Genomic DNA, 19,456 nt, shown 5'->3' with positions numbered 1-19,456 from the left:
TTCCGTGGCAGTCGGAGTCAGCCGATCACGCTCTGCAGGTCCATCCCCGCCGGCTTCTTCAGCGGAGTGAACGTTCCGACGCTCTGCTCGACGGCTCGGGCCGCCGCGAGTGCGATGTGGTCGCCGTTGCGCGGAGCGATCAACTGAACGCCGGACGGGATGCCGTCCGAGTCGAGCCCGGTGGGCACGGCGACCGAGGGCAGGCCGAGGAGGTTGACCGTCACCAGTAACCGGTGATCACGCCACAGTTGCGTGGTCGCTTCGGGACCGGACAAGTCGTAGCCGATGGCAGTCATCCGCCGCGCCGAGACCGGGCCCAACACGATCGGGTACTCGGCGTGAAACCTCTCCCACGCTGCCGAAATCAGCACACGCTGACCCCACGCAGCCTTGTACTCCGCGATCGACTCGTAGACCTCGGTCTCCGAGGAGTTGTCGAGGAAATACTGCGTTGCGCCCGCGCCGAGGGGCTCGGCACCGCTGTCGGGTTGGAAATTGCCGACGAACTCGGTGACCGAGAGTCGACGCCACAGCACCGCAGCTTCCTCGATCATGGGTGCCTCGGCCTCGACGACCTCCCACCCCGCAGCGGCCAGAGCATCGGCAGCTACCGAGATTGCCTCGGCCACTTGCGGGTCCACACCCCACCCGGCGGGATCGCGCGTGACGGCGACGCGTCGTACGCCGTGGTAGGTGGCCGGGTGGGGAATCGAGGACGCCATCGGATCCAGGCCGTCCGACCCGTGCATCAGCGAGAAGGCGGTGTCCAGGTCGTCGACCCGGCGAGCGATCGGTCCGTTCACTGCGAAGAACTGCTCGGTCAGTGGCCAGGCCTCGACGGGTGAGGGTGCAGGCACACGGCCCGCCGACGGTCGCAGTGCGCAGATACCGGCAGCGTAGGCCGGCAATCGTAGAGATCCGCCGTAGTCGTTGCCGAGTCCGATGACGGACATGCCGGTGGCCACGGCGACGCTGTCTCCGCCGCTGGAGCCGCCGGCGACTCGGTCACGATCCCAGGGGTTGTAGGTCCGCCCGAAGAGTTCGTTGTCGGTGTCCCAACGCAATCCGGTGTCGGGCATGTTTCCCCGGCCGATCGGGATCGCGCCTGCTTCCATCAGCCGTCGGACCATTGTCGAATCCGACGTCGGAATCGCATCCGCGAGGAAGGTCCAGCCTTGCGTCGACGCAGACCACGTCAGGTCGATGTTCTCCTTCACGGAGATCGGTACCCCGGCGAGCTCACCGACATCCTCACCGTCGGCGATTCGGCGATCGATGGTGTCCGCGAGTGCGCGTGCGCGGTCGTGGAATACGACGGTGAGAGCGCCGAGGTGACCGTTGACCTCGGCGATGCGGTCCAGGTGCGCGTCGATCACCTCGCGTGCGGTCACTGCGCGAGTTCGAACGAGTCGTGCTATCTCGCGGGCGCCGAGCGTCCAGAGAACGGGGTGTGCCTGAGTCATGCTGTGCCTCCTGTGGAGTGGGACGGGGAGCCGGGTGGTGCAGGTGCCGCGAGGGCGAGGCCGAAGGCCGGGCCGCCGGGGACCGAATCGATCAGTGTGCGTGTGTATTCGGACTGCGGATCGGCGAATACCTGCTGCACCGAGCCGGATTCGACTACGTCGCCGCCCAGCAGCACGACGATGTCGTCGCAGATCTGGCTGACGACGGCAAGGTTGTGCGAGATGAAGAGCACGGTCAGCTGCAGTTCCTGACGCAATCGGGCGAGTAGATCGAGAATCTCGGCCTGCGTCGAGACGTCGAGAGCCGACGTGATTTCGTCGGCGATCACCACCTCGGGATCGGTGGCAAGTGCACGGGCGATCGCGATCCGTTGGCGCTGGCCGCCCGAGAACTCGTGTGGGTACCGGGTGATGGCCGAGTCGTCGAGGGCCACCATGGCAAGTAGGGAGGAGATGCGCTCGCGATTCGGCCCGACCCGTGCCAGTACCGGATCGATTGCCTCGGCCAGTGTTTGTCCGATGGTTCGGCGTGGATCGAGAGACGAGTACGGGTTCTGCGGAACGAGCTGAATCCGACGCCGCACAGATCGACGGGTTCGGCGACTCGCACCGACCAACTCGGTCCCGGCGAATCGGATCGATCCTCGATCGGCTCGATGAATTCCGATGACGGTCTTGGCAATCGTGGATTTGCCGGATCCCGATTCGCCGACGAGAGCGACCGTCGACCCACGTTGGAGGGTCAGGTCGATACCGTTCAGGATCTTCGTCGCCTTCGATCGCTGTCCGAGCGTGACATCGAGTCCGTGCACCTCGAGAATGGGGTTGTCGCTCGTGGTCATTGGGAGACCTCCTCGGCAGCAAGGGCGGGGGTGGGCAGTGCGATCGTCGGCGTCGCGGCCAGGAGTGCTGTGGTGTACGGATGCTGCACGTCCCGAGCGGCAAGCTGTGCACCGGTGAGCCGTTCGACTATCTCGCCCTGCTCCATGACCAGAACTCGGTCGCAGAAGGCCTCGACCACACCGATGTCGTGCGAGATGAACAGGATGGCGGTGCCCTCGCTGCTGTTGATGTGCTTGAGCTGCCGCAGAACCTCGGCCTGAACCGTCACGTCGAGTGCCGTCGTGGGTTCGTCGGCGATGATGAGCTTGGGGTGCGTGACGAGTGACGAGGCGATGATGGCCCGCTGCAGCATTCCTCCCGACAATTGATAGGGATGCTGGGTCATTCGTTCCTCGGGCTTCTTGATCCGCATGGCGCGCAGTGCCTCGACCAAGGTCTCGTTCGCCTTCGTGCGAGCCATGCCGAGGTGCACCTTCGCCACCTCGGTGAGCTGAACACCAAGCCGCAGAGCGGGATTGAACGTCGAACCCGGGTCCTGGTAGACCAGCCCGATCTCCTTGGCCAAGCGGCTCTGCTGTGTGCAGGAGCGGAGATCGAGATCGCCCAGCCTCATCAGACCGACGTCCACCGCGACACTGTCCGGGTGCAGGCGTGCCAGGCTCATGGCCGTCATCGACTTACCGGAGCCCGATTCGCCGACCAGGCCGAGGATTTCGCCGGGCGCTATGTCGAAATCGATCCCCTTCACGAGCTGTGTACCGTTCGCGGCCGTCACCTTCAGATCACGAACCTCCACCAGGGCAGCGGGGGACAGAGAGGTGGCTGCCGCCGACTGCGACTTGCGCGCCAACCGCGGCTGGCGACCCCACGGATCGATGCGTGCGGCAAGACCGTCGCCGGTGAGCATCGCCGCGACCCCGGCGAAGATCAACATCGCGGCGGGGGCGGCAACTGCCATGGGCTGCGAGTAGATCGCAGGCAGGCCCTCGTTGAGCAGGCGGCCCCAGTCGTAGTCCGGGCTCTGCACGCCGAGTCCGACGAAGGACAGGCTCGAAATATCGAGCAGCGACAGCGCGAAACTCGACGCGATGAGGACGAGCAACGGACCGCCGATGTTGGGCAGCAGGTGCCGGACGAACAGCATCCAACCCGGCACGCCCAGTAGCCGTGCCGTCCCCACGAAGTCCTTCTGGGCAACCGACGCAGTCATGTTCGAGGTGATGCGTGCGAATCCAGGGATACCGGCGACGCCGATCGCGATGATTGCAGACGACGTGGCCGGCCCGAGGATCGCGGCGATGACGAGCGCGAGGATGATCGAGGGGAACGCGACGGTGGAGTCGATGACTCTCAGGACCGACTCCCTGACCCGTCTCGGTGCCAGCCAGACCAACGCTCCGACAAGCACTCCCGCCACTACCGCCATCGCGGTCGCGGCTGCCGCCATGACAAGCGTCAGACGGGCGGCCACCAGGGAGCGTGCCAGGATGTCACGGCCGAGGTCGTCGGTGCCGAACCAGTGTTCCGCCGAGGGAGTGGCGCGGGTATCGGTGGTCAGCGTGTTGGCCGCGCTGCTGAGGAAGACCGGCGCAAGGATGGCGGTCAGGACGAGGATTCCCAGCATGACCAAGCCCGCGATCAGCGGTGCCGGCATGCGGCGGTGTGTTTCAGCCATTGGTCGGCCCACCCAGGGTTCGGGGGTCGATGAGACCCAAGAGGACGTCGATCACCAGGTTGATGACGATCGCGATGGTTCCGATGGTCAGGACGATGCCTTGAATCACCGGATAGTCGCGGTAGATGATCGCCTGTACCACCTCCAAACCGAGCCCGGGCAGGCTGAATACGGTTTCGATGATGACTGCTCCGCCGAGGAGTCCGGCGAGGATCAGGCCCGTGAGTGTCAGCGTCGACGCCATCAGGTTCGGCAACGCATGGCGCAGGTACAGACGGGCCGAGGAGATGCGCCGGCCGCGGGCGGTGCGAACGTAGTCCTGCTGCAGTACCTCGAAAGTTTCCTGTCGGACCACTCGTGCGACCGCGAAAGCGGGACCTGTTGCGAGAGCGGCAATGGGAAGGATGAAGGAGCCGGTGGACGACACCCCACCTGCAGGAAGAACTCGAAGCCAGATGGCGAAGACGATGACCAGGATCGTGCCCGCCACATAGGCCGGGAAGGATGCGAAAAATCCTGCGACAGATCCGAACCCGGTTGCGAGTGCAGGTCTGCGTCCACCGCGGGTGAGGACGCCGATCGTCATGCCGAGTGGAATCGCAACGAGAATGACCACTGCAATCGAGCCGAACGCCAGAGTCGCTGTGTACGGGAGTTTCGTCGCGATCGTCTCCGTGACAGGCGTCGAATACCGGAAGCTGTCGCCGAGATCGAACGAGAACAGACCTCTGATGTAGAGCTCGAATTGACTCCACAGCGGAAGGTCGAGATGAAGCCGTTCGTGCACGGCCGCGATCGCGTCCGGCCGCGCGTCCGGGCCCAGAATCGCAAGTGCAGGATCACCGGGAATGAGCGGCACGATGAGGAAGGTGAGAACGACCAGCAATGCGAGGGAGAGAACGAGTCCCCCGAATCGGCGGAGCGCGAAGCCACTCCACGAGTTCTGTGCGATTCGACGTCCGAATCCGAGCGCGGGCGCGCCGGTCGGGAGAGTCTGTTCGGCTATGGACATCAGCGGTTCCCTGCTCTGTGGACCAGGGGCACACGCTCGTTCTGCCAACGGAACGTCGGTGCAAGAGGGTCGACCACGACGTGGTCGCGGGTCGTCCGAGCGGACGCGGAGTGCCATCGGTCGGTCATGTCTGCTCCTGAGGGTTCGGTTCGCGGGAGGGGCTCATCCGGTGATGCGATAGATCGGGTCGTCGAGCGAGCCGCCGCGCATCTGCACGGTGAAGCCGGGGCGCTGGACGTAGATGAAGGCGTCGTTGATCAGTGGGAGTGCATCGACATCGTCGACCAGTGCCGAGACCGCACTGTTGAGGTAGCTGCAGCGTTCCTCCGGCGAGGATGCAGTCAGTGAGGCGGCGAAGGCTTCGTCCGCGGCGTCGTTCGTTACCCCGCCGACGTTTCCACCGCCCTCCTGGATAGTCGGTCCGACGAAGCTGCCCAACGGACTGGTCAGCGAACCGAGGAAGTTGAGGTCCGCGAACAACGTGAGGTCCCATGCGTCGGGCTCGCCGAAGACCGTGCCGATCCAGCTTCCGACGTCGGTGTTCTGAATGGTCACCTGAGCGCCGGCGGCGCGCAGCGCCTCGGCGATGTATTCGTTGCCGGCACCGGCGGGGCCGGCAATGGACGGGCCGATGAAGCGGATGCTCAGACCGTCGAGAGCCTTCGAGGCTGCCTCGGCGTCCTGTTCGGGAAACGTTGTGGTCGCCGTGGAAACGCAGGGGGTCAGGTTCGAGGCGAGCGAGGTCGCGATCTCACCTGTTCCCGCGGACGTCACCTTTTCGAGCATGCTGCGATCGATCGCCTGTGCGACGCCCCGTCGGAGGGCGGGGTCGGCGAGAACGCTGCTGGGGCGTTCGTTGAACACGAGGTAGAAGTCCGAAAAACGATCGACCGATACCTTGTACCCGTCCATGCCGTCGAAGCGTTCCATCGTCGTGGCTTGAATCTTGGCTATGTCGAGCTGTTCGCTCATCACCAGATTCGCTGTCGCGGTGGAGTCCTGAGATACGAAGTACTCCAAAGTCTGTGCGGGCGTGCCGTCTACGGGTGTCGCCCACGCAGGCCAGCCGTCGTAGTTCTCACGCAATCGGAAGGTGTACTTCACTCCCGGCTGGAACGAATCCAGAACGTACGGTCCCGACTCGCTGCCCTTCGCTGTGCCGGCACCGAGACCCTCAGGATCGGCAAGTCCAGCGGGACAGATGATTCCAGTCGAAGAGATGCTCAATCCGGTCATCAGGTCGGGCCAGGGCGCGCCGAGGTCGATGACGACCGTCCCGGCGTTGTCGTCCGAGGTGATCGTCGGCGGTGTTCCGCCGAAGACTTGACCGGGGACGGTCGAGCCGGAGTCCGGACGCGCGAAGTAGTCGAGCGAATTCTTGACGACCCCCGGAGTGATTGCGGTTCCGTCGGAACAGGTTGCGCCCTTGCGGATGGTGAGCGCCGCTTGGGTCGGTGTCGCCGTCCAGTCGGTTGCCAGACCGGCTATCAAGCCGCCGTCGTCTCGGCGGACCAGTGTGTCGTAGGACGTGCGTGCGAGCAGATTGTCGGGAAGCGACAGTGTTTTGGTGGGGTCGAACGTCGACGGCGGATCGATCGTCGTCCGAATCGTGTCTGCGGATGCAGGATTGCTCCCGCCGACACAGGCCGTCGTGAAGAGCGCGCATGCGGCGGTGAATGCGATCGCAATCATGCGAGTATGTCGTGTTGACATCTGGGTGCCTCTCGGGCGGATGCGTGCGAACACGCGTGCGGCGGTGAGATGAGTGATCAGGCCAGAACTTCGAAGACGTCGATCGTGGTGCCGGTTGCGTCGGATGTCGCGCGCCCCACGAACACCGAACGCGTGAGCCACTGAAGTCGCGGTGACGTCGTCCGAAATCGGGGGGTGGACTGGAAGTAGCCCATCTGTTCGCCGGACTCACCGGGGAGGTGGCGGACTATCCCCAGGTTGACCACGTCGACGATGTCGTCCTGATCGGTACGAATCAGGTATCGCGCTTCGACCTGGTATGCATCGTCTGCGCGAGTCAGGCACCAGTCTCCACCGCCGGGGATGATCGTTCCCGAAACATCTCCTTCCATGGTTCCGCCGGTGATGGGAATGAACTCGAGCAGCTCGGCGGCTCGTTGTTCGAGAGGTAGATAGGGGCCGGTGTCGGCGACGATGCGGAATGTGAATCGCAGCTCCGGTGCCGTGGGGGCGTCCATGGCTCGTCCAATCTCGGGTCGTATCGTTTGGTGTTGCAGTGACTATGGTCATAGTCAAGGCAATAGTCAATGGCATTCACTAAAAGAAATGTCGTCGGAACAAGACGGAAACACGTCTGGACGCGCTCGACGCGTCGGACGCGAAGGGATGTGCCGATGAGTTCGGACGTACGCAAGCGCCGCAAGAGGGGATCGCTGTCGCAGGAGGAAATTGTTGCCGCAGCGCTGACGATCCTGGACACAGAGGGCGAGCCGGCGCTGAAGTTCTCGCGCTTGGGTGACGAGCTGAAGTCGTCCCCGACTGCGGTGTACCGACATTTCGCGAGTCGTTACGACCTCCTCATCGCGGTGGCCGATCATCTCGACGAGCTGTCTCTGGACGGCTACGAGCCGACCGACGACTGGCGTGCGGATCTCGAAGATCTTGCCTGGCGCGCGTGGCGAACCACGACTGCGCATCCGGCAGCCGCCGCTGCAACGTTCTCCCTCGTCACCAACGGCCCGAACGAATTACGGGCCGTCGAGTGGGTGTTGCGGGCGATGCACATGGCAGGTCTGAGAGGCCGTGCCGCCGTGATCCAGTATCAGGTCTTCGCGAATCTGGTTCTCGGTTCGGCCAGTGCCGAGGGTGCTCGGCTCAGTGCGTCGGACCCGCGCGAAAAGGAGGACGGGTGGGTGCAGGTGTACGCCCCGAAGCATCCCGAGAAGTTTCCGTATGCAGAGCAAGCCAAAGCCGAACTGGCACTGATGAATTACGAAGAGGTGTTCGCCAAGCAGGTCGAGATGTACCTCGACGCGCTGCAGGCGCTTGCCGCGAAGGGCCGCGAGTAGGTCAGCCCCGGATCGTCGGACATCCCAGTTGCGCTGCAACTGCACGCATTCCGTCGGCCGCTACGTCGTGAGTCGTGATGTGATCGGCCACGATGTGCAGGCCGTATCCGTCCTCGAGGGCGACCATCGTCGTCGCCACGAGGTCGCCGCTCGGGGTCGGAGTGAACACTCCAGCACGCTCGCCCGTAGCGATGATGTTCCGGTACGTCGCGGCCTGACGTCGGTCGAGTTCCTGCACCAGCTTTTCGTGCAGCGCAGAGCTGCCGGCGAGTACGTCGAGCTCGAACAGTAGCCGCATCAGAGCATCGTCGGGCCCTGTCGGTAAGCCGGCGTCGATGGCGATGTCCAGTTGTCGACGCGGGTCCTGTGTCGCCGCCACCAGTTCGTCGCGCTCGTCGCAGAACCGCGAGACACCGGCGGCATGAGCCTCGACCAGCAACGAGTCCAGGTCGTCGTAGTAGTAGAGCACGGCACCACGGGTCAAGCCGGCTTCCTTGGCGACGTCGGTCAACGACAACGCGCGCAGCCCGTGCTCGCGACCCGCTGCATACGTCGCTTCGATCAGCGCATTGCGCCTGGCCATCTGGTTCCGCTGGCGTGCCACCTGTTGACAGTACCGAGCGCGCGTGCCAATCTCCTAAGAATTCTTTGACACTTGAGTCAAAGAATATCTCGGCTTCACACTCCAGGAAGCAGGCCGTGTCATGCCCGAAATCCCCAATTCTCCGGTTGCCGCCGATGCACGCTCCGGTCCGCCGCTCGGCGTTTCTGGCACCTACGACAGGGAACTGGCGCGTTCGCTGGGCGTCAGCGGCAACGTCATGCTCACCCTCTCGTCGATCTCACCTGCAGCGAGCGTGTTCATCCTCGGCGGAGCGGCACTGACGGCCTACGGCACCGGGGTGTTCTGGGGCTTCCTGATCGGCGGCATCATCAGCTTGCTCATAGCGCTGTGTTATGCCGAGCTCGGTTCGCGGCACCCCGTCGCCGGTGGTGACTACGCGATGGTCAGTCGAACGCTCGGACCCGCATCCGGGGTTGCAGTCTTCTTCCTGGGGCTCGTCGGTCTTCCTCTGGCGCAGGCCATCTTCGCCCTCGGCGTCGCCGACTACCTCGGAGTCGCGATCTCCGGCGTCGACCCACTCGTCACAGCCCTGGTCGTCACCCTGATCGCAACAGTGGTGGCCTGCTTGAACATTCGTACCAACGCGTGGGTGACCGGGTCGTTTCTGTTCGTCGAGATGGCATCGTTGGTATTGCTCACCGCATTGGGATTGGTACATATCGAACGCCCGGTCACCGATCTGCTGAACCCGCAGGCGCTGGACTCGAGCGGGGCTCTTGCCCCCATCGGGATCGCCGGGCTTGTACTCGTCGTCACTCAGGGAGTGCTGTCGCAGTTCGGATACGGCGGCGCGGTGTATTTCGCTGAGGAGACCAAGAACCCGCGTCGAAACGTGGCACGGGCGGTGTTGTATTCCGCCTTGATCACCGTGGTGGTCGAGCTGGTCCCTCTCGTGTCGGTGATGCTGGGAGCGGACTCGATCGAGGGCCTCGTCGGTTCCGATCTGCCGGTCCAGGAGTTCCTCGAGCAACGTGCAGGTCATGCGGTAGCCGTATTCGTATTGCTGACAATGGCTTTGGCCATCCTCAACGCCAATATTGCTCTCGGGCTGCAGGCCGGTCGGTTGTTGTTCGCCGCTGCCCGTGATCAGGCACTGCCTGCTGTGTTGGCCACGCCCCTCTCGCGTGTCTCCGGCTCCGTCAGCATGCCGCGGGTGGCAACGATCGTGATGGGTGTGATCTCGGGTGCCTGCTGTCTCATGCCGATGACCCTGCTGGTCAACGCGACGGGATCCACAGTTGTCGTCGGCTTCGCCTTCATCGCACTGTCGGCTCTCGTCGTTCGTCGACAGCGTGGCGTGGAGCATCCGGAGTTGTTCCGAATGCCGTTGTGGCCGTTGCCTGCACTGGTCGCGCTGATTGTGATCGTCGGCATCGTGGTCATCGGTGTGATGGATCCGGAGCAGTGGTTGAGTCTGGGTATCGCACTCGGCATCGTCGCAGCCGGCTACGCCTACTACTTCGGGTATCTCCGCTCGCGCGGTGCTACCCACCTGTTGTTGCTCGACGCGCAGGACGACGATCGGGTGTGAGTCCCGCGCCCAGCGCTCGTCTCCGCTGAGGCTCGGCTGCTCCGAAGTCGCAATCGAACGCGCGGGTTTGACGTGCGCGGTGTTCGAGGCAAAGGTGAACCGCGTGACGTACGGAGGCGACTGGCAGCCCAGCTCGGTGGATTGGTCGTCCACGCGTGGAAAAATCCTGTTGGCGGCGGCTTCGTTGTTCGCGCAGCGCGGTTACTTCGGTACTTCCACGCGTGACATCGCCGAGGCGGTGCACATTCGCCAGCCGTCGCTCTTTCATCATTTCGAGGCCAAGCACGCAGTCTTTCGGGCACTGGTGGAGATGGACCTCGGGGCTGCGATCCACCGCTTGCAGTGCCGGTTGGCAGAGGACAGCTCGTGGGCGGAGAAGCTGCACCTGACAGTAGCCGGGGACGTGCGGGTGTCGCTGTTGCAAACTTTCGACTCGCGCGGCCTGTATCAAGATGCTGTTCTGACGCAACCGGAGTTCGAAGCCGAGCGCCAGGGCATAGCTCTGTTCCACGAGTTGATGGAGCAGCTGATCATCGGCGGACAGAAAACTGGTGAATTCGTCGATGTGGAGCCGAGTTTCGTGCAGCGAGCGGTGAACGGAGTGCTGTTCGAGACGGTGCGCGAGCAAGGGGGGCCCAATGGGCCCGTCCGCCACGCGCGTCCGCTGCAGGCGGGCGATTTCGTGTTGCGCGCAGTACTGGTGGACCCGGCCGCGCTGTCCGCGGTACGTGAAACGACGCGTCGTCGGCTGGATGACCTCGAGGGCGCAACGGTCGGCTGACCGCACCAGCCCGCCGTTTCTGCATCGTTAGCCGACCGATTTCGCGCAATCGACACAATTCGTAACCCGGTTGACACAGAGTCGGCCTATCGTTTGATAGTCACCACCTATCGAGTGATAGACGACAGGTGGCAAGAGTTCTCGTTCCCGCCCGATCTGGAGGAAGAACCGTGTTCAAGACCGCATTTTTCGTCGGCGCCGGTGTCGTTGCCCTGCTGGCCACAGGCTGTTCGTCGTCGGATTCGGCAGAGGCGAATGCCCCCTCGGGCCCACCGAAGGTGGCTCTGCCCGCCCTGCAGGAAGCCGGCACCTTGAAGGTGTGCGCCGCAAACGACGGCGCCCCGCCCAGCGTCTACTTCGACGAGGGCGGCGAGTTGGTCGGCAGCGAAGTCGATCTGGCCAAAGCCCTTGCGGCGCAGATGGGATTGAAGACCCAGTTCGTGCAGGCCGGATTCCCCGCCCTGATTCCGACACTGCAGGCAAAACAGTGTGACGTGATCATGGCCGCGCTCTACATCAAACCCGAGCGCGAAGCGATCGTCGATTTCGTGCCGTATCTGTACTCCGGTACCGGAATTGCGGTCAGCGAGAAGGACCCCGCCGACGTGACAGGTCTGGACGACAGTCTGTGCGGCAAGAAAGTCATGGTTGCCGTCGGAACCACCGCCGAGGCACTGGCGCAGGAGCAGTCCGACACGTGCGTGACCGAAGGCAAGCCCTCGGTGGACATCAACCGCAACAACAAGCCGGACGTATCGATTCAGCAGGTGCAGAACGGGCAGATGGACGCCTACATGGACGCCGCCGAGACACTCGGCTACTACGAGACCAAGACCGGGGCACAGATACAGACCGCAGGAAAACCGTTCGGCACCATCAAGATCGGTGCTGCAACGCTGAAAGGGAATGACGAACTGCACGATGCCATCGCAGAGTCGTTGAGTGCGCTCGAGGCCGACGGTACATACAAGAGCATCATCGACCAATGGGGCCAGGGCGACCTGAGCATCCAGGAATAGCGGCGGTCGACGACATGCAGTTCGATTGGCAATTCTTTTGGCAGAGCTTGTTCACTCCGACCGATCGCTTCCTCGACGGACTCGTATTGACCATCGCGATCTCCGTGGTGGCAATGATATTGGCCATCATCACCGGGCTGGCGATTGCCCTCATGCGACGATCTCGTATCGCTGCGGTGCGCTGGGTTGCAGGCGTCTACATCTGGGCCATCCGTGGAACTCCGTTGCTGGTTCAGCTGGTGCTGATCTACACAGGCTTCGCGGCCGTCGGTCTCTATCAGTTCGATGATGTGTCGCTACTGGGGCTTTCGGTGAAGGCGGCCGTGCAAGCTGCGATCCTCGGATTGATGATCAACGAGAGCGCCTACATCGCGGAGATCGTTCGCGCCGGACTCGATGCTGTTCCCAAGGGGCAGTTCGAGGCTGCCGCTTCCCTCGGAATGCGACCGGGCAAGCTCATGCGGTGGATCATTGTGCCGCAATCGCTGCGGGTCATGGTTCCGCCCTTGGGCAATTCCTTCAACGGAATGATGAAAACCACGTCGATACTGAGCGTCATCGGGGTGAGCGAGATGTTTCAGGTCACCCAATCCATAAGCTCTGCAACGTTTCACACGTTCGAGATCTTCATCGTGGTTGCTATCTACTATCTGGCACTTACCACGGTCTGGACGGTCATTCAGTCGGCCATCGAGAACCGGCTGGCCCGTCAGGTGGGCATCGAACAGCCGGTACGAATCACCCAACGCCTGTTGGGGGCGCGGCGCTCGGTAGCCGCCTCTCAACCTGCCCACGAATGACGACAGCAGTCGAGGAGAGCGACATGACAGTCAAGACCGAGGATGCCGAGCCCATCGTTCGGGTCCGCAACGCATGCTGCACGCTCGGTGGCCGCCGAGTGCTCGATGAGGTTTCGCTCGATGTTCTGCGTGGTCAGGTCGTGGTGTTGATCGGGCCGTCCGGCGCAGGAAAGACGACGCTGCTGAGGTCGTTGAATCACCTCGAGCAGATCGACGAAGGCGAAATACTCATCGACGGCGCGTCCATCGGCCACCGGGACCTGACCTCCAGGAAGAAGGTCGGGACCACCGAGCTCGCTCGTCGACGCCGCGAAATCGGTTTCGTCTTTCAGCATTTCAATTTGTTTCCGCACATGACCGCCGCCGAGAACATCTGGAACGCCCCGGTGCGTGTTCTCGGAACTCCCAAGCAGACGGCGGTTCGTGAGGCGGCTGCGCTCCTGGAACGGGTGGGGCTGGCAGACAAGGCCGAATCGCGTCCCAGCCAGCTGTCCGGCGGCCAGCAGCAACGCGTGGCCATTGCGCGTGCACTCGCCATGCGGCCCAAGGTGATGCTGTTCGACGAACCCACGAGTGCACTCGACGTCGAGATGGTCGGGGAAGTGCTGGCGGTGATGCGCGAACTCGCGCAAGAGAACATGACCATGGTCATCGTCACGCACGAAATGCGCTTTGCCCGTGATGTCGCCGACCGCATCGTCGTCATGGACGCCGGTCGGATCATCGAGGACGCACCGCCCGAGAAGCTCTTCTCCGATCCGGTTCACGAGCGCACGAGGTCGTTTCTGTCGACCATCGACTGAACGGGCCTCGTCGTCACCAATCAACTCGAGACCAAGGAGTATCAAGGCCGTGTCGGAATCGACTGCCACCAGACGTTTCACCGGAGCAGTAGCCACACCTCACACATCGGCGACCGATGCTGCTCAGCGGGTCTACCGCGATGGCGGCAGCGCCGTCGACGCGGCCATCGCCGCTGCCGCGACCCTGACGGTCGTGTACCCGCAGAACGTAGCGCTGGGAGGCGATCTCATCGCCTTGGTGCGTAGTCCGGACGGTGTCATCCGGTGTGTCAATGCGTCCGGGTGGGCACCGTCGACGACCGACGCACACGCGCTGCGATCTCGGCACAGCAGCGGGCACCTACCGTTCCGCGGTGTCGAGACGATAACCGTGCCCGGGGGAGTGGGCGGCTGGGAGCGCATGCGCAGGCTGGGCGGTCGCCTACCGTGGGAACGGTTGCTGCACGATGCGGAGGAAGCCGCCGAACGCGGTGTCCCGGTGTCGGCCTCGCTGGCAGACCACATCGTCGACCCCGAACATGCAGACCTGTTCGGTATGCCGGATTTCGATCGGGTCTTCCGACCGGGTGGACAGCCCCTTCACGCCGGAGAGTCGTTCGCGCAACCCGCACTCGCAGAAACGTTCCGCATCTTGAGAAGCGAGGGACCGGAGAGTTTCTACGAGGGCACTCTCGCCCGCCGCACCGTTGCATTCCTACGCAGTCGGGGTTCCAGCCTCGACGAGGACGATTTCGTCGAATTCGCCCCGGAGGTGACCGAACCGGTCTCGGTGACATTTCGTGGATTGACCGTGTCGACGAGTCCGCCGAACACCCACGGTTTCGTTCTTCTCCGCGCGTTGCGCGCACTCGACGAACTCGGTTCGAACGACCCTTTGGGCGACGATCTCGGTGCCGTGATGCGAATCTTCCATCACGCCAACGGCCTACGGTCGAAGTACCTCGCCGATCCACGCCGGAGCATCGTGGACGTGGGTGAGCTGGTGCACGCGGACCTGTTGGCAACCTCCGCACTGGGAGCGGTGTCCGAGCGCACGGCACCGGTGCCGCACGGTGACACGGTCGGCATATCCACCGCCGACAGCGACGGATACGCGGTGTCCCTCATTCAGAGCGTCTACGGCGGTTTCGGGTCGGGAATCATCGATCCGGAAACCGGTGTCCTGTTCCAGAACCGAGGCACCAGCTTTTCCCTCGACGAATCTTCTCCCAATGTCATCGGACCTCGAAAACGCCCGGCCCACACGCTGATGCCGACAATGACCACACAGGGTAGTTCTGTCCGTCACATCCTTTCGACGATGGGTGGTCAGGGTCAGCCGCAGATCATCGCTCAGTTGCTGCTTCGAATACTGAGCGGCGTCGGCCCCGACATCGCCGTGGCTGCACCGCGGGCAATCGTCGGAGTCCAATTCGACGGCAACACAGACGAATCCGTTTCGGTCGAACCAGGATTGTCCGCGCCGGCATGCGCATCACTCGAACGAAGCGGCCTGAACGTTCGACATGTTCCGGCCTTTACCGAAGCTATGGGTCAGTCGAACGTCGTAGTCGTGGGCGATGACGGGTCGATGACCGCGACCTCGGATCCTCGGTCGGACGGATCCGGGTCCGTCGTCCACTACTCGCGCCACGCGAGTCCCGCAATGTGAAACGGTCGACCAAGAACGCAAACATCAGAGAACTTCAATGGACAGCAATTTTATTGCCGAAAAGCACATTCGGCTGTTCTTCTGGGCTAATCTTGGTCGATCGTTCAACTTTGGAGGTAGTAGCTGATGGTGTTCACTCCGGTCGATGTTGCAAGGCCCGTTGCCGTGGTGACGGGTGCAGGTGGCCCCGACGGCATCGGCTTCGCCTGCGCCCGAGCGTTGGCGTCGACGCATTCGCTCGTGATCGCGGCGACGTCGTCGCGAATCGACACCCGCGTCGCAGAGTTGACCGCTACCGGTGCGCAGGCGATCGGTTTCATCGGCGATCTCACCGACTCATCCACGGCGAAACGCCTGGTGGACGAAGCAATCGAACACTTCGGTCGAGTCGACGTGCTGGTGAACAACGCGGGCATGACCGCGACCACGGGTAGCGAAGAGCAGACTCCGGCCGAACTCACCTCGGACGACCAATGGCACGCCGCAATCTCACGCAACCTCGACACGAACTTCTTCGTCACCCGCGCTGCGCTCGCACCCATGGTGGAGCAGCAGTTCGGTCGAATCGTGAACGTCGGTTCGGTTTCGGGTTCGGTGATGGCCTACGGGGGAGACGCCTCGTATCATGCTGCCAAGGCGGCATTGGTGGGCTTGACGCGGTCGATCGCGATCGACAACGCTCACCGCGGCATCACCGCCAATATCGTTGCCCCGGGCTGGATTGCGACGGGATCGGCAACCGAGCACGAGAACACGATGGGTGCTGCCAGCCCCCTCGGACGTTCCGGTCGGCCGGACGAGGTGGCAGCGCTCGTATCATTCCTCGCCTCGGCATCGGCGTCGTACATCACCGGCCAGGTTCTCGTCGTCGACGGAGGAAACTCCATTGCCGAAGAACGAGGCGTCACCACACCTGCAGTGAACTGATACAGCCGTCGAAAGATACCCCGACACAGTGCATCCGAGGTCCCCTTCACTGGGCAACTTCGCCTCAACCAAGGATCGGAACAACGAATGACGCAGTCGGCCGACATAGCTTCAGCACTCGAAACGCATCACATCGACCCGGTGCCCACCACCGAACGCACAGGAACTGCGCGAGACCTGTTCGCAGTGTGGTTCTCGGCTAACCTCAATGTGGGCAATGCCGTATTCGGCCTGGTCATCTTGACGATCGTTCCCAACTTCTGGGTGGCGCTGGTTGCGACTCTGGTCGGCAACGTGCTTGGGACGGCGCTGATGGCCCTGCACTCCGTGCAAGGGGCGAGACTCGGTATCCCACAATTGATTCAGAGTCGCGGACAGTTCGGTTACAACGGTGCTCTCATACCGGTGATCGCGGCCTTCTTGATGTACGCGGGATTGACTGCATCGGTCACCATAATCGGCGGGCAAGCATTGACGGCCGCAACCGGCATAGCTCTGCCGGTTGCCATGACGATCGTGGCAGTGGCAAGTCTGCTGATCGCGGTCGTCGGCTATCACGCCATCCATGCGGTGTGCCGATGGGCGCAGATTCCCCTGACCGCGATACTTCTGACGGTGATCGTGGCTGCCTTCCTCCGCGATGGGGCTCCGGTGACCACGTCACAGGACGTGTCGTGGGGTGCCTTCCTCACCGGCACCGGTGTCGCGGTCACATTCGCTCTGACATACGCACCCTTCGTGTCGGACTACTCCCGTTATCTGCCGGAAGACACCTCGGGACCGGCCATCTTCGGGTGGACCGCCGCGGGTGTGTTCCTTTCCGCGACGGGGGTGTGCGCCCTCGGCTTGCTGCTGACCGCGAAGTTCGGGTTCGGAGACATCTTCCAGAGTGCCGACGCGGCGCTCGGAGGCGGCCTACTCGGTTCGGTCGTTCTCGCGGCAACTGCTGCGGGCCTTGCCGTCACCAATGTCCTCAACATCTACGGCGGGATGCTCAACCTCGTCACCGGTCTGTCCACCTTCGTTCGCGTACCTGCTTCGCTCCGCACACGGGTTCTGATGATGATGCCAACTTTCGTCCTCGGGACGGCCGCCGCCACCATCGCGTATCAGAGTTACGCGCAGAACCTTCAGGCGTTCCTGTCCGTTCTCTTGCTGCTGCTCACTCCGTGGGGTGCGGTCAACCTGGTCGACTACTACGTGGTCCAGCACGGCGCGTACAACGTGTCCGCCATGTATGCGAAGGCAGGTCCGTATTGGCACGACCCCGTCAATTGGACCTACTACGGGCTGAACCTCAAGGTCCTGATCGCATACTTCGCCGGCGTTGCCACCGGGATCCCGTTCATGACCAGTGCATGGTTCACCGGGGCGTTCAGCACGGCGCTCGGGGGTGCCGACGTGTCCTGGATACCCGGGCTGGCCGTCACCGCAGGCGTCTACCTCGTCCTCGCGCGCAAGCGATCTGTCCAGCCGACCACCGTAAGCCGCTGAATCCCTACATCTTCGGAGACTCGATGACGTCAACTTCCGCCCGTCCGATCCCCGTCGTGACCAGTCCGGAACACCGGGGCCATGCCCCGCCCGTCGAGGTGCAGTGCGGGCGACCGATTCCGGCGTTCGACACCGTCGCACGAATGGACGCGATCCACCATGCTCTCGCAGGTGAACCGAATGTCGAGTTGATCGGACCGGACGTCGATAGTGCTGTCCTTGAGAGCATTCGAGGCGTACACGACACGGCACTCGTCGACTTTCTCGGGCAAGCATGGTCGGCGGCCGATGTGCCGGACGACGGCGTCGAGCTGGTGTTCGCAGACACGTTCATCCACCCAGGTCTGCATGCTCCGACCGTTGCCGCGAAGAAGCCCCAGGACGCAGGTGCTTTCGGACAGTACTGCTTCGACACCATCACCGGTATCGGGCCGGGTACCTACGACGCTGCGATCGGGTCGGTGAGTACTGCACTAACCGCCATGAGACGAGTCGCCGACGGCGCTCCTCTGGCCTTGGCATTGTGCCGGCCTCCGGGCCATCACGTGTCGGCGGATGCGTTCGGAGGTGGGAGCTACCTCAACAATGCCGCGATCTCCGCGCAGTCGTTGCGAGACAGCGGTGCCGACAGGGTCGCCATCCTCGATGTCGATTTTCATCACGGCAACGGGACACAATCGATTTTCTACGATCGGGCAGACGTGCTGTACGCCTCGCTGCACGGTCACCCGGACCGTAGCTATCCGTACTTCACCGGATATGCGGGAGAAGCGGGATCCGGTCACGGACGCGGAAGCACGCTCAATCTTCCCTTCGCGGAAGCGATCGAGGGTCCCGCGTACCTCGCCCTCTTGGACGGCGCGCTGTCGGCGATCTCGAAGTTCACTCCCGACCTCATCGTCGTGTCCCTCGGCTTCGACACCTTTCGCGGGGATCCGGGTGGGGATGCCGCGCTCGATCGTGCCGATTATCGCGAGATGGGTCGTGCGATCGCTGATGTCGGCGTACCAGTGCTCGCGATTCTCGAGGGCGGCTATTCTGTGTCCGAGCTCGGCGACAACGTCGGTGCGTGGTTGTCCGGCGCGACGAACGCGTCCACAGTGGGAGGGTAGCGATCACCGAACACGGCGGGAACGGTTCTGCGGATCTGCCCGATGCCCTGAGCAAGATGCCGCCGAGTCGCCGCGGCGTCGCCAAGAAGAACGCGATCGTGGACGCAGCTCTCGAGGTGGTCAGTGAGATGGGGATCGCAGGCCTGTCGATGCGAGTGGTTGCTGCTCGAGCGGGGATACCGCTCGGCGCCGTGGGCTACTACTTCGCGGGAAAAGACGACCTGATTCAGGCAGCGTTCGACCGTCACATTCAGCGCGAAACGGCGCGGGTCACCTCGGCGATCGCTCGCATCGGCGAGCACCCATCCACAGACGATCTGGCCGATCGGTTGGCCGATCTCGTTATCGATGGTCTGACGCACAAGCGTTTTCAGCTTCTGGCCGAATACGAATTCACCGTCGAGGGTGTGCGGCGTCCCGCGTTGGCGCGTGCATCCGCAGCCTGGCAGGCAACGCTGAACATCCAGTTGCAGACCGTTCTGAAGAACATGGATTTCACGAGCCCGAGGACGGATGCTCGTCTGATCCTGGCGGTGCTCGCCGGTCTCGAGGTCGATCACCTGCCGAACGAGCTCCGGCCCGCGGATGCTCGAACTATCAGAGAAGTGCTGAGGCGACTGGTGCAGTCGCTCGACAAAGGTTGAGGCACAGCAGAACCTGAGAGTTCGAGCGAATACCG

At 63.2% G+C, this 19,456-nt stretch carries 18 protein-coding genes; 11 read left to right on the top strand and 7 right to left on the bottom strand.

Annotation, left to right across the window (positions count from 1 at the left end):
* Window positions 1–17: 17 nt before the first annotated feature.
* The 6 genes from J2X62_RS01930 to J2X62_RS01905 form a co-directional block, all read right to left on the bottom strand.
* The gene (locus tag J2X62_RS01930; RefSeq protein ID WP_310176838.1) at window positions 18–1,463 is read right to left on the bottom strand and encodes an amidase family protein; all 1,446 of its coding nucleotides are present in this window, start codon (window positions 1,461–1,463) and stop codon (window positions 18–20) included.
* The gene (locus tag J2X62_RS01925; protein ID WP_310176835.1) at window positions 1,460–2,305 is read right to left on the bottom strand and encodes an ABC transporter ATP-binding protein; all 846 of its coding nucleotides are present in this window, start codon (window positions 2,303–2,305) and stop codon (window positions 1,460–1,462) included. The genes J2X62_RS01930 and J2X62_RS01925 overlap by 4 nt, the downstream gene beginning before the upstream one ends.
* Window positions 2,302–3,981, bottom strand: a complete 1,680-nt coding sequence (locus tag J2X62_RS01920; RefSeq protein ID WP_310176832.1) for a dipeptide/oligopeptide/nickel ABC transporter permease/ATP-binding protein — start codon at window positions 3,979–3,981, stop codon at window positions 2,302–2,304. The genes J2X62_RS01925 and J2X62_RS01920 overlap by 4 nt, the downstream gene beginning before the upstream one ends.
* Window positions 3,974–4,993, bottom strand: coding sequence for an ABC transporter permease (locus J2X62_RS01915; RefSeq protein WP_057473853.1), 1,020 nt, complete (start codon window positions 4,991–4,993; stop codon window positions 3,974–3,976). Before J2X62_RS01915 ends, J2X62_RS01920 begins: the two co-directional genes overlap by 8 nt.
* A 162-nt stretch (window positions 4,994–5,155) precedes the next feature.
* Window positions 5,156–6,685, bottom strand: coding sequence for an ABC transporter substrate-binding protein (locus tag J2X62_RS01910; RefSeq protein WP_310176826.1), 1,530 nt, complete (start codon window positions 6,683–6,685; stop codon window positions 5,156–5,158).
* Window positions 6,686–6,762: 77 nt separating this feature from the next.
* Window positions 6,763–7,203: a DUF3237 family protein gene (locus J2X62_RS01905; protein ID WP_057473855.1), complete on the bottom strand. Its 441-nt coding sequence runs from the start codon at window positions 7,201–7,203 to the stop codon at window positions 6,763–6,765.
* 156 nt (window positions 7,204–7,359) lie between these two features.
* Here J2X62_RS01905 and J2X62_RS01900 point away from each other — a divergent pair, with 156 nt between their 5' ends.
* On the top strand, window positions 7,360–8,034 hold the full coding sequence (locus J2X62_RS01900) for a TetR/AcrR family transcriptional regulator (protein WP_057473856.1): 675 nt from the start codon (window positions 7,360–7,362) through the stop codon (window positions 8,032–8,034).
* A 1-nt stretch (window position 8,035) separates the two neighbouring features.
* On the opposite strand, the gene J2X62_RS01895 is transcribed toward J2X62_RS01900, so the two are convergent.
* Window positions 8,036–8,638 (bottom strand): TetR/AcrR family transcriptional regulator, encoded by a 603-nt coding sequence (locus tag J2X62_RS01895; protein WP_053068793.1) that lies wholly within the window; start codon window positions 8,636–8,638, stop codon window positions 8,036–8,038.
* A 100-nt stretch (window positions 8,639–8,738) separates the two neighbouring features.
* Here J2X62_RS01895 and J2X62_RS01890 point away from each other — a divergent pair, with 100 nt between their 5' ends.
* The 10 genes from J2X62_RS01890 (at window position 8,739) to J2X62_RS01845 (ending at window position 19,421) form a co-directional block, all read left to right on the top strand.
* Window positions 8,739–10,190 carry an APC family permease gene (locus J2X62_RS01890; protein ID WP_310176816.1) on the top strand — a complete coding sequence of 484 codons (1,452 nt, stop codon included), beginning with the start codon at window positions 8,739–8,741 and terminating at the stop codon, window positions 10,188–10,190.
* Window positions 10,191–10,293: 103 nt separating this feature from the next.
* Window positions 10,294–10,971 (top strand): TetR/AcrR family transcriptional regulator, encoded by a 678-nt coding sequence (locus J2X62_RS01885; RefSeq protein ID WP_057473982.1) that lies wholly within the window; start codon window positions 10,294–10,296, stop codon window positions 10,969–10,971.
* A gap of 170 nt (window positions 10,972–11,141) precedes the next feature.
* Window positions 11,142–11,990, top strand: coding sequence for an ABC transporter substrate-binding protein (locus tag J2X62_RS01880; RefSeq protein WP_310176813.1), 849 nt, complete (start codon window positions 11,142–11,144; stop codon window positions 11,988–11,990).
* On the top strand, window positions 11,957–12,790 hold the full coding sequence (locus J2X62_RS01875; RefSeq protein WP_310176810.1) for an amino acid ABC transporter permease: 834 nt from the start codon (window positions 11,957–11,959) through the stop codon (window positions 12,788–12,790). The genes J2X62_RS01880 and J2X62_RS01875 overlap by 34 nt, the downstream gene beginning before the upstream one ends.
* 23 nt (window positions 12,791–12,813) lie before the next feature.
* Window positions 12,814–13,593: an amino acid ABC transporter ATP-binding protein gene (locus J2X62_RS01870; protein WP_094693397.1), complete on the top strand. Its 780-nt coding sequence runs from the start codon at window positions 12,814–12,816 to the stop codon at window positions 13,591–13,593.
* A gap of 49 nt (window positions 13,594–13,642) precedes the next feature.
* The gene (locus J2X62_RS01865; protein WP_094693291.1) at window positions 13,643–15,244 is read left to right on the top strand and encodes a gamma-glutamyltransferase family protein; all 1,602 of its coding nucleotides are present in this window, start codon (window positions 13,643–13,645) and stop codon (window positions 15,242–15,244) included.
* Window positions 15,245–15,370: 126 nt separating this feature from the next.
* On the top strand, window positions 15,371–16,171 hold the full coding sequence (locus tag J2X62_RS01860) for an SDR family NAD(P)-dependent oxidoreductase (protein ID WP_094693293.1): 801 nt from the start codon (window positions 15,371–15,373) through the stop codon (window positions 16,169–16,171).
* Window positions 16,172–16,258: 87 nt separating this feature from the next.
* Window positions 16,259–17,665 carry a cytosine permease gene (locus tag J2X62_RS01855; RefSeq protein WP_283548605.1) on the top strand — a complete coding sequence of 469 codons (1,407 nt, stop codon included), beginning with the start codon at window positions 16,259–16,261 and terminating at the stop codon, window positions 17,663–17,665.
* A gap of 23 nt (window positions 17,666–17,688) precedes the next feature.
* Entirely contained in the window at window positions 17,689–18,777 is a 1,089-nt protein-coding gene (locus J2X62_RS01850) for a histone deacetylase family protein (protein ID WP_179274123.1), read from the top strand.
* Window positions 18,735–19,421: a TetR/AcrR family transcriptional regulator gene (locus tag J2X62_RS01845; protein WP_094693299.1), complete on the top strand. Its 687-nt coding sequence runs from the start codon at window positions 18,735–18,737 to the stop codon at window positions 19,419–19,421. Before J2X62_RS01850 ends, J2X62_RS01845 begins: the two co-directional genes overlap by 43 nt.
* Window positions 19,422–19,456: the final 35 nt, after the last annotated feature.

The organism is Rhodococcus sp. 3258, assembly GCF_031456475.1.
Classification (GTDB): Bacteria; Actinomycetota; Actinomycetes; order Mycobacteriales; family Mycobacteriaceae; genus Rhodococcoides; species Rhodococcoides fascians.
This window is presented reverse-complemented; position numbering and strand designations above follow the sequence as displayed.

Coding starts and splice junctions, on each gene's coding strand:
- J2X62_RS01930 (WP_310176838.1), bottom strand. CDS start 1,463: ATGACTCAGGCACACCCCGTTCTCTGGACGCTCGGCGCCCGCGAGATA.
- J2X62_RS01925 (WP_310176835.1), bottom strand. CDS start 2,305: ATGACCACGAGCGACAACCCCATTCTCGAGGTGCACGGACTCGATGTC.
- J2X62_RS01920 (WP_310176832.1), bottom strand. CDS start 3,981: ATGGCTGAAACACACCGCCGCATGCCGGCACCGCTGATCGCGGGCTTG.
- J2X62_RS01915 (WP_057473853.1), bottom strand. CDS start 4,993: ATGTCCATAGCCGAACAGACTCTCCCGACCGGCGCGCCCGCGCTCGGA.
- J2X62_RS01910 (WP_310176826.1), bottom strand. CDS start 6,685: ATGATTGCGATCGCATTCACCGCCGCATGCGCGCTCTTCACGACGGCC.
- J2X62_RS01905 (WP_057473855.1), bottom strand. CDS start 7,203: ATGGACGCCCCCACGGCACCGGAGCTGCGATTCACATTCCGCATCGTC.
- J2X62_RS01900 (WP_057473856.1), top strand. CDS start 7,360: ATGAGTTCGGACGTACGCAAGCGCCGCAAGAGGGGATCGCTGTCGCAG.
- J2X62_RS01890 (WP_310176816.1), top strand. CDS start 8,739: ATGCCCGAAATCCCCAATTCTCCGGTTGCCGCCGATGCACGCTCCGGT.
- J2X62_RS01875 (WP_310176810.1), top strand. CDS start 11,957: ATGGGGCCAGGGCGACCTGAGCATCCAGGAATAGCGGCGGTCGACGAC.
- J2X62_RS01870 (WP_094693397.1), top strand. CDS start 12,814: ATGACAGTCAAGACCGAGGATGCCGAGCCCATCGTTCGGGTCCGCAAC.
- J2X62_RS01860 (WP_094693293.1), top strand. CDS start 15,371: ATGGTGTTCACTCCGGTCGATGTTGCAAGGCCCGTTGCCGTGGTGACG.
- J2X62_RS01855 (WP_283548605.1), top strand. CDS start 16,259: ATGACGCAGTCGGCCGACATAGCTTCAGCACTCGAAACGCATCACATC.
- J2X62_RS01850 (WP_179274123.1), top strand. CDS start 17,689: ATGACGTCAACTTCCGCCCGTCCGATCCCCGTCGTGACCAGTCCGGAA.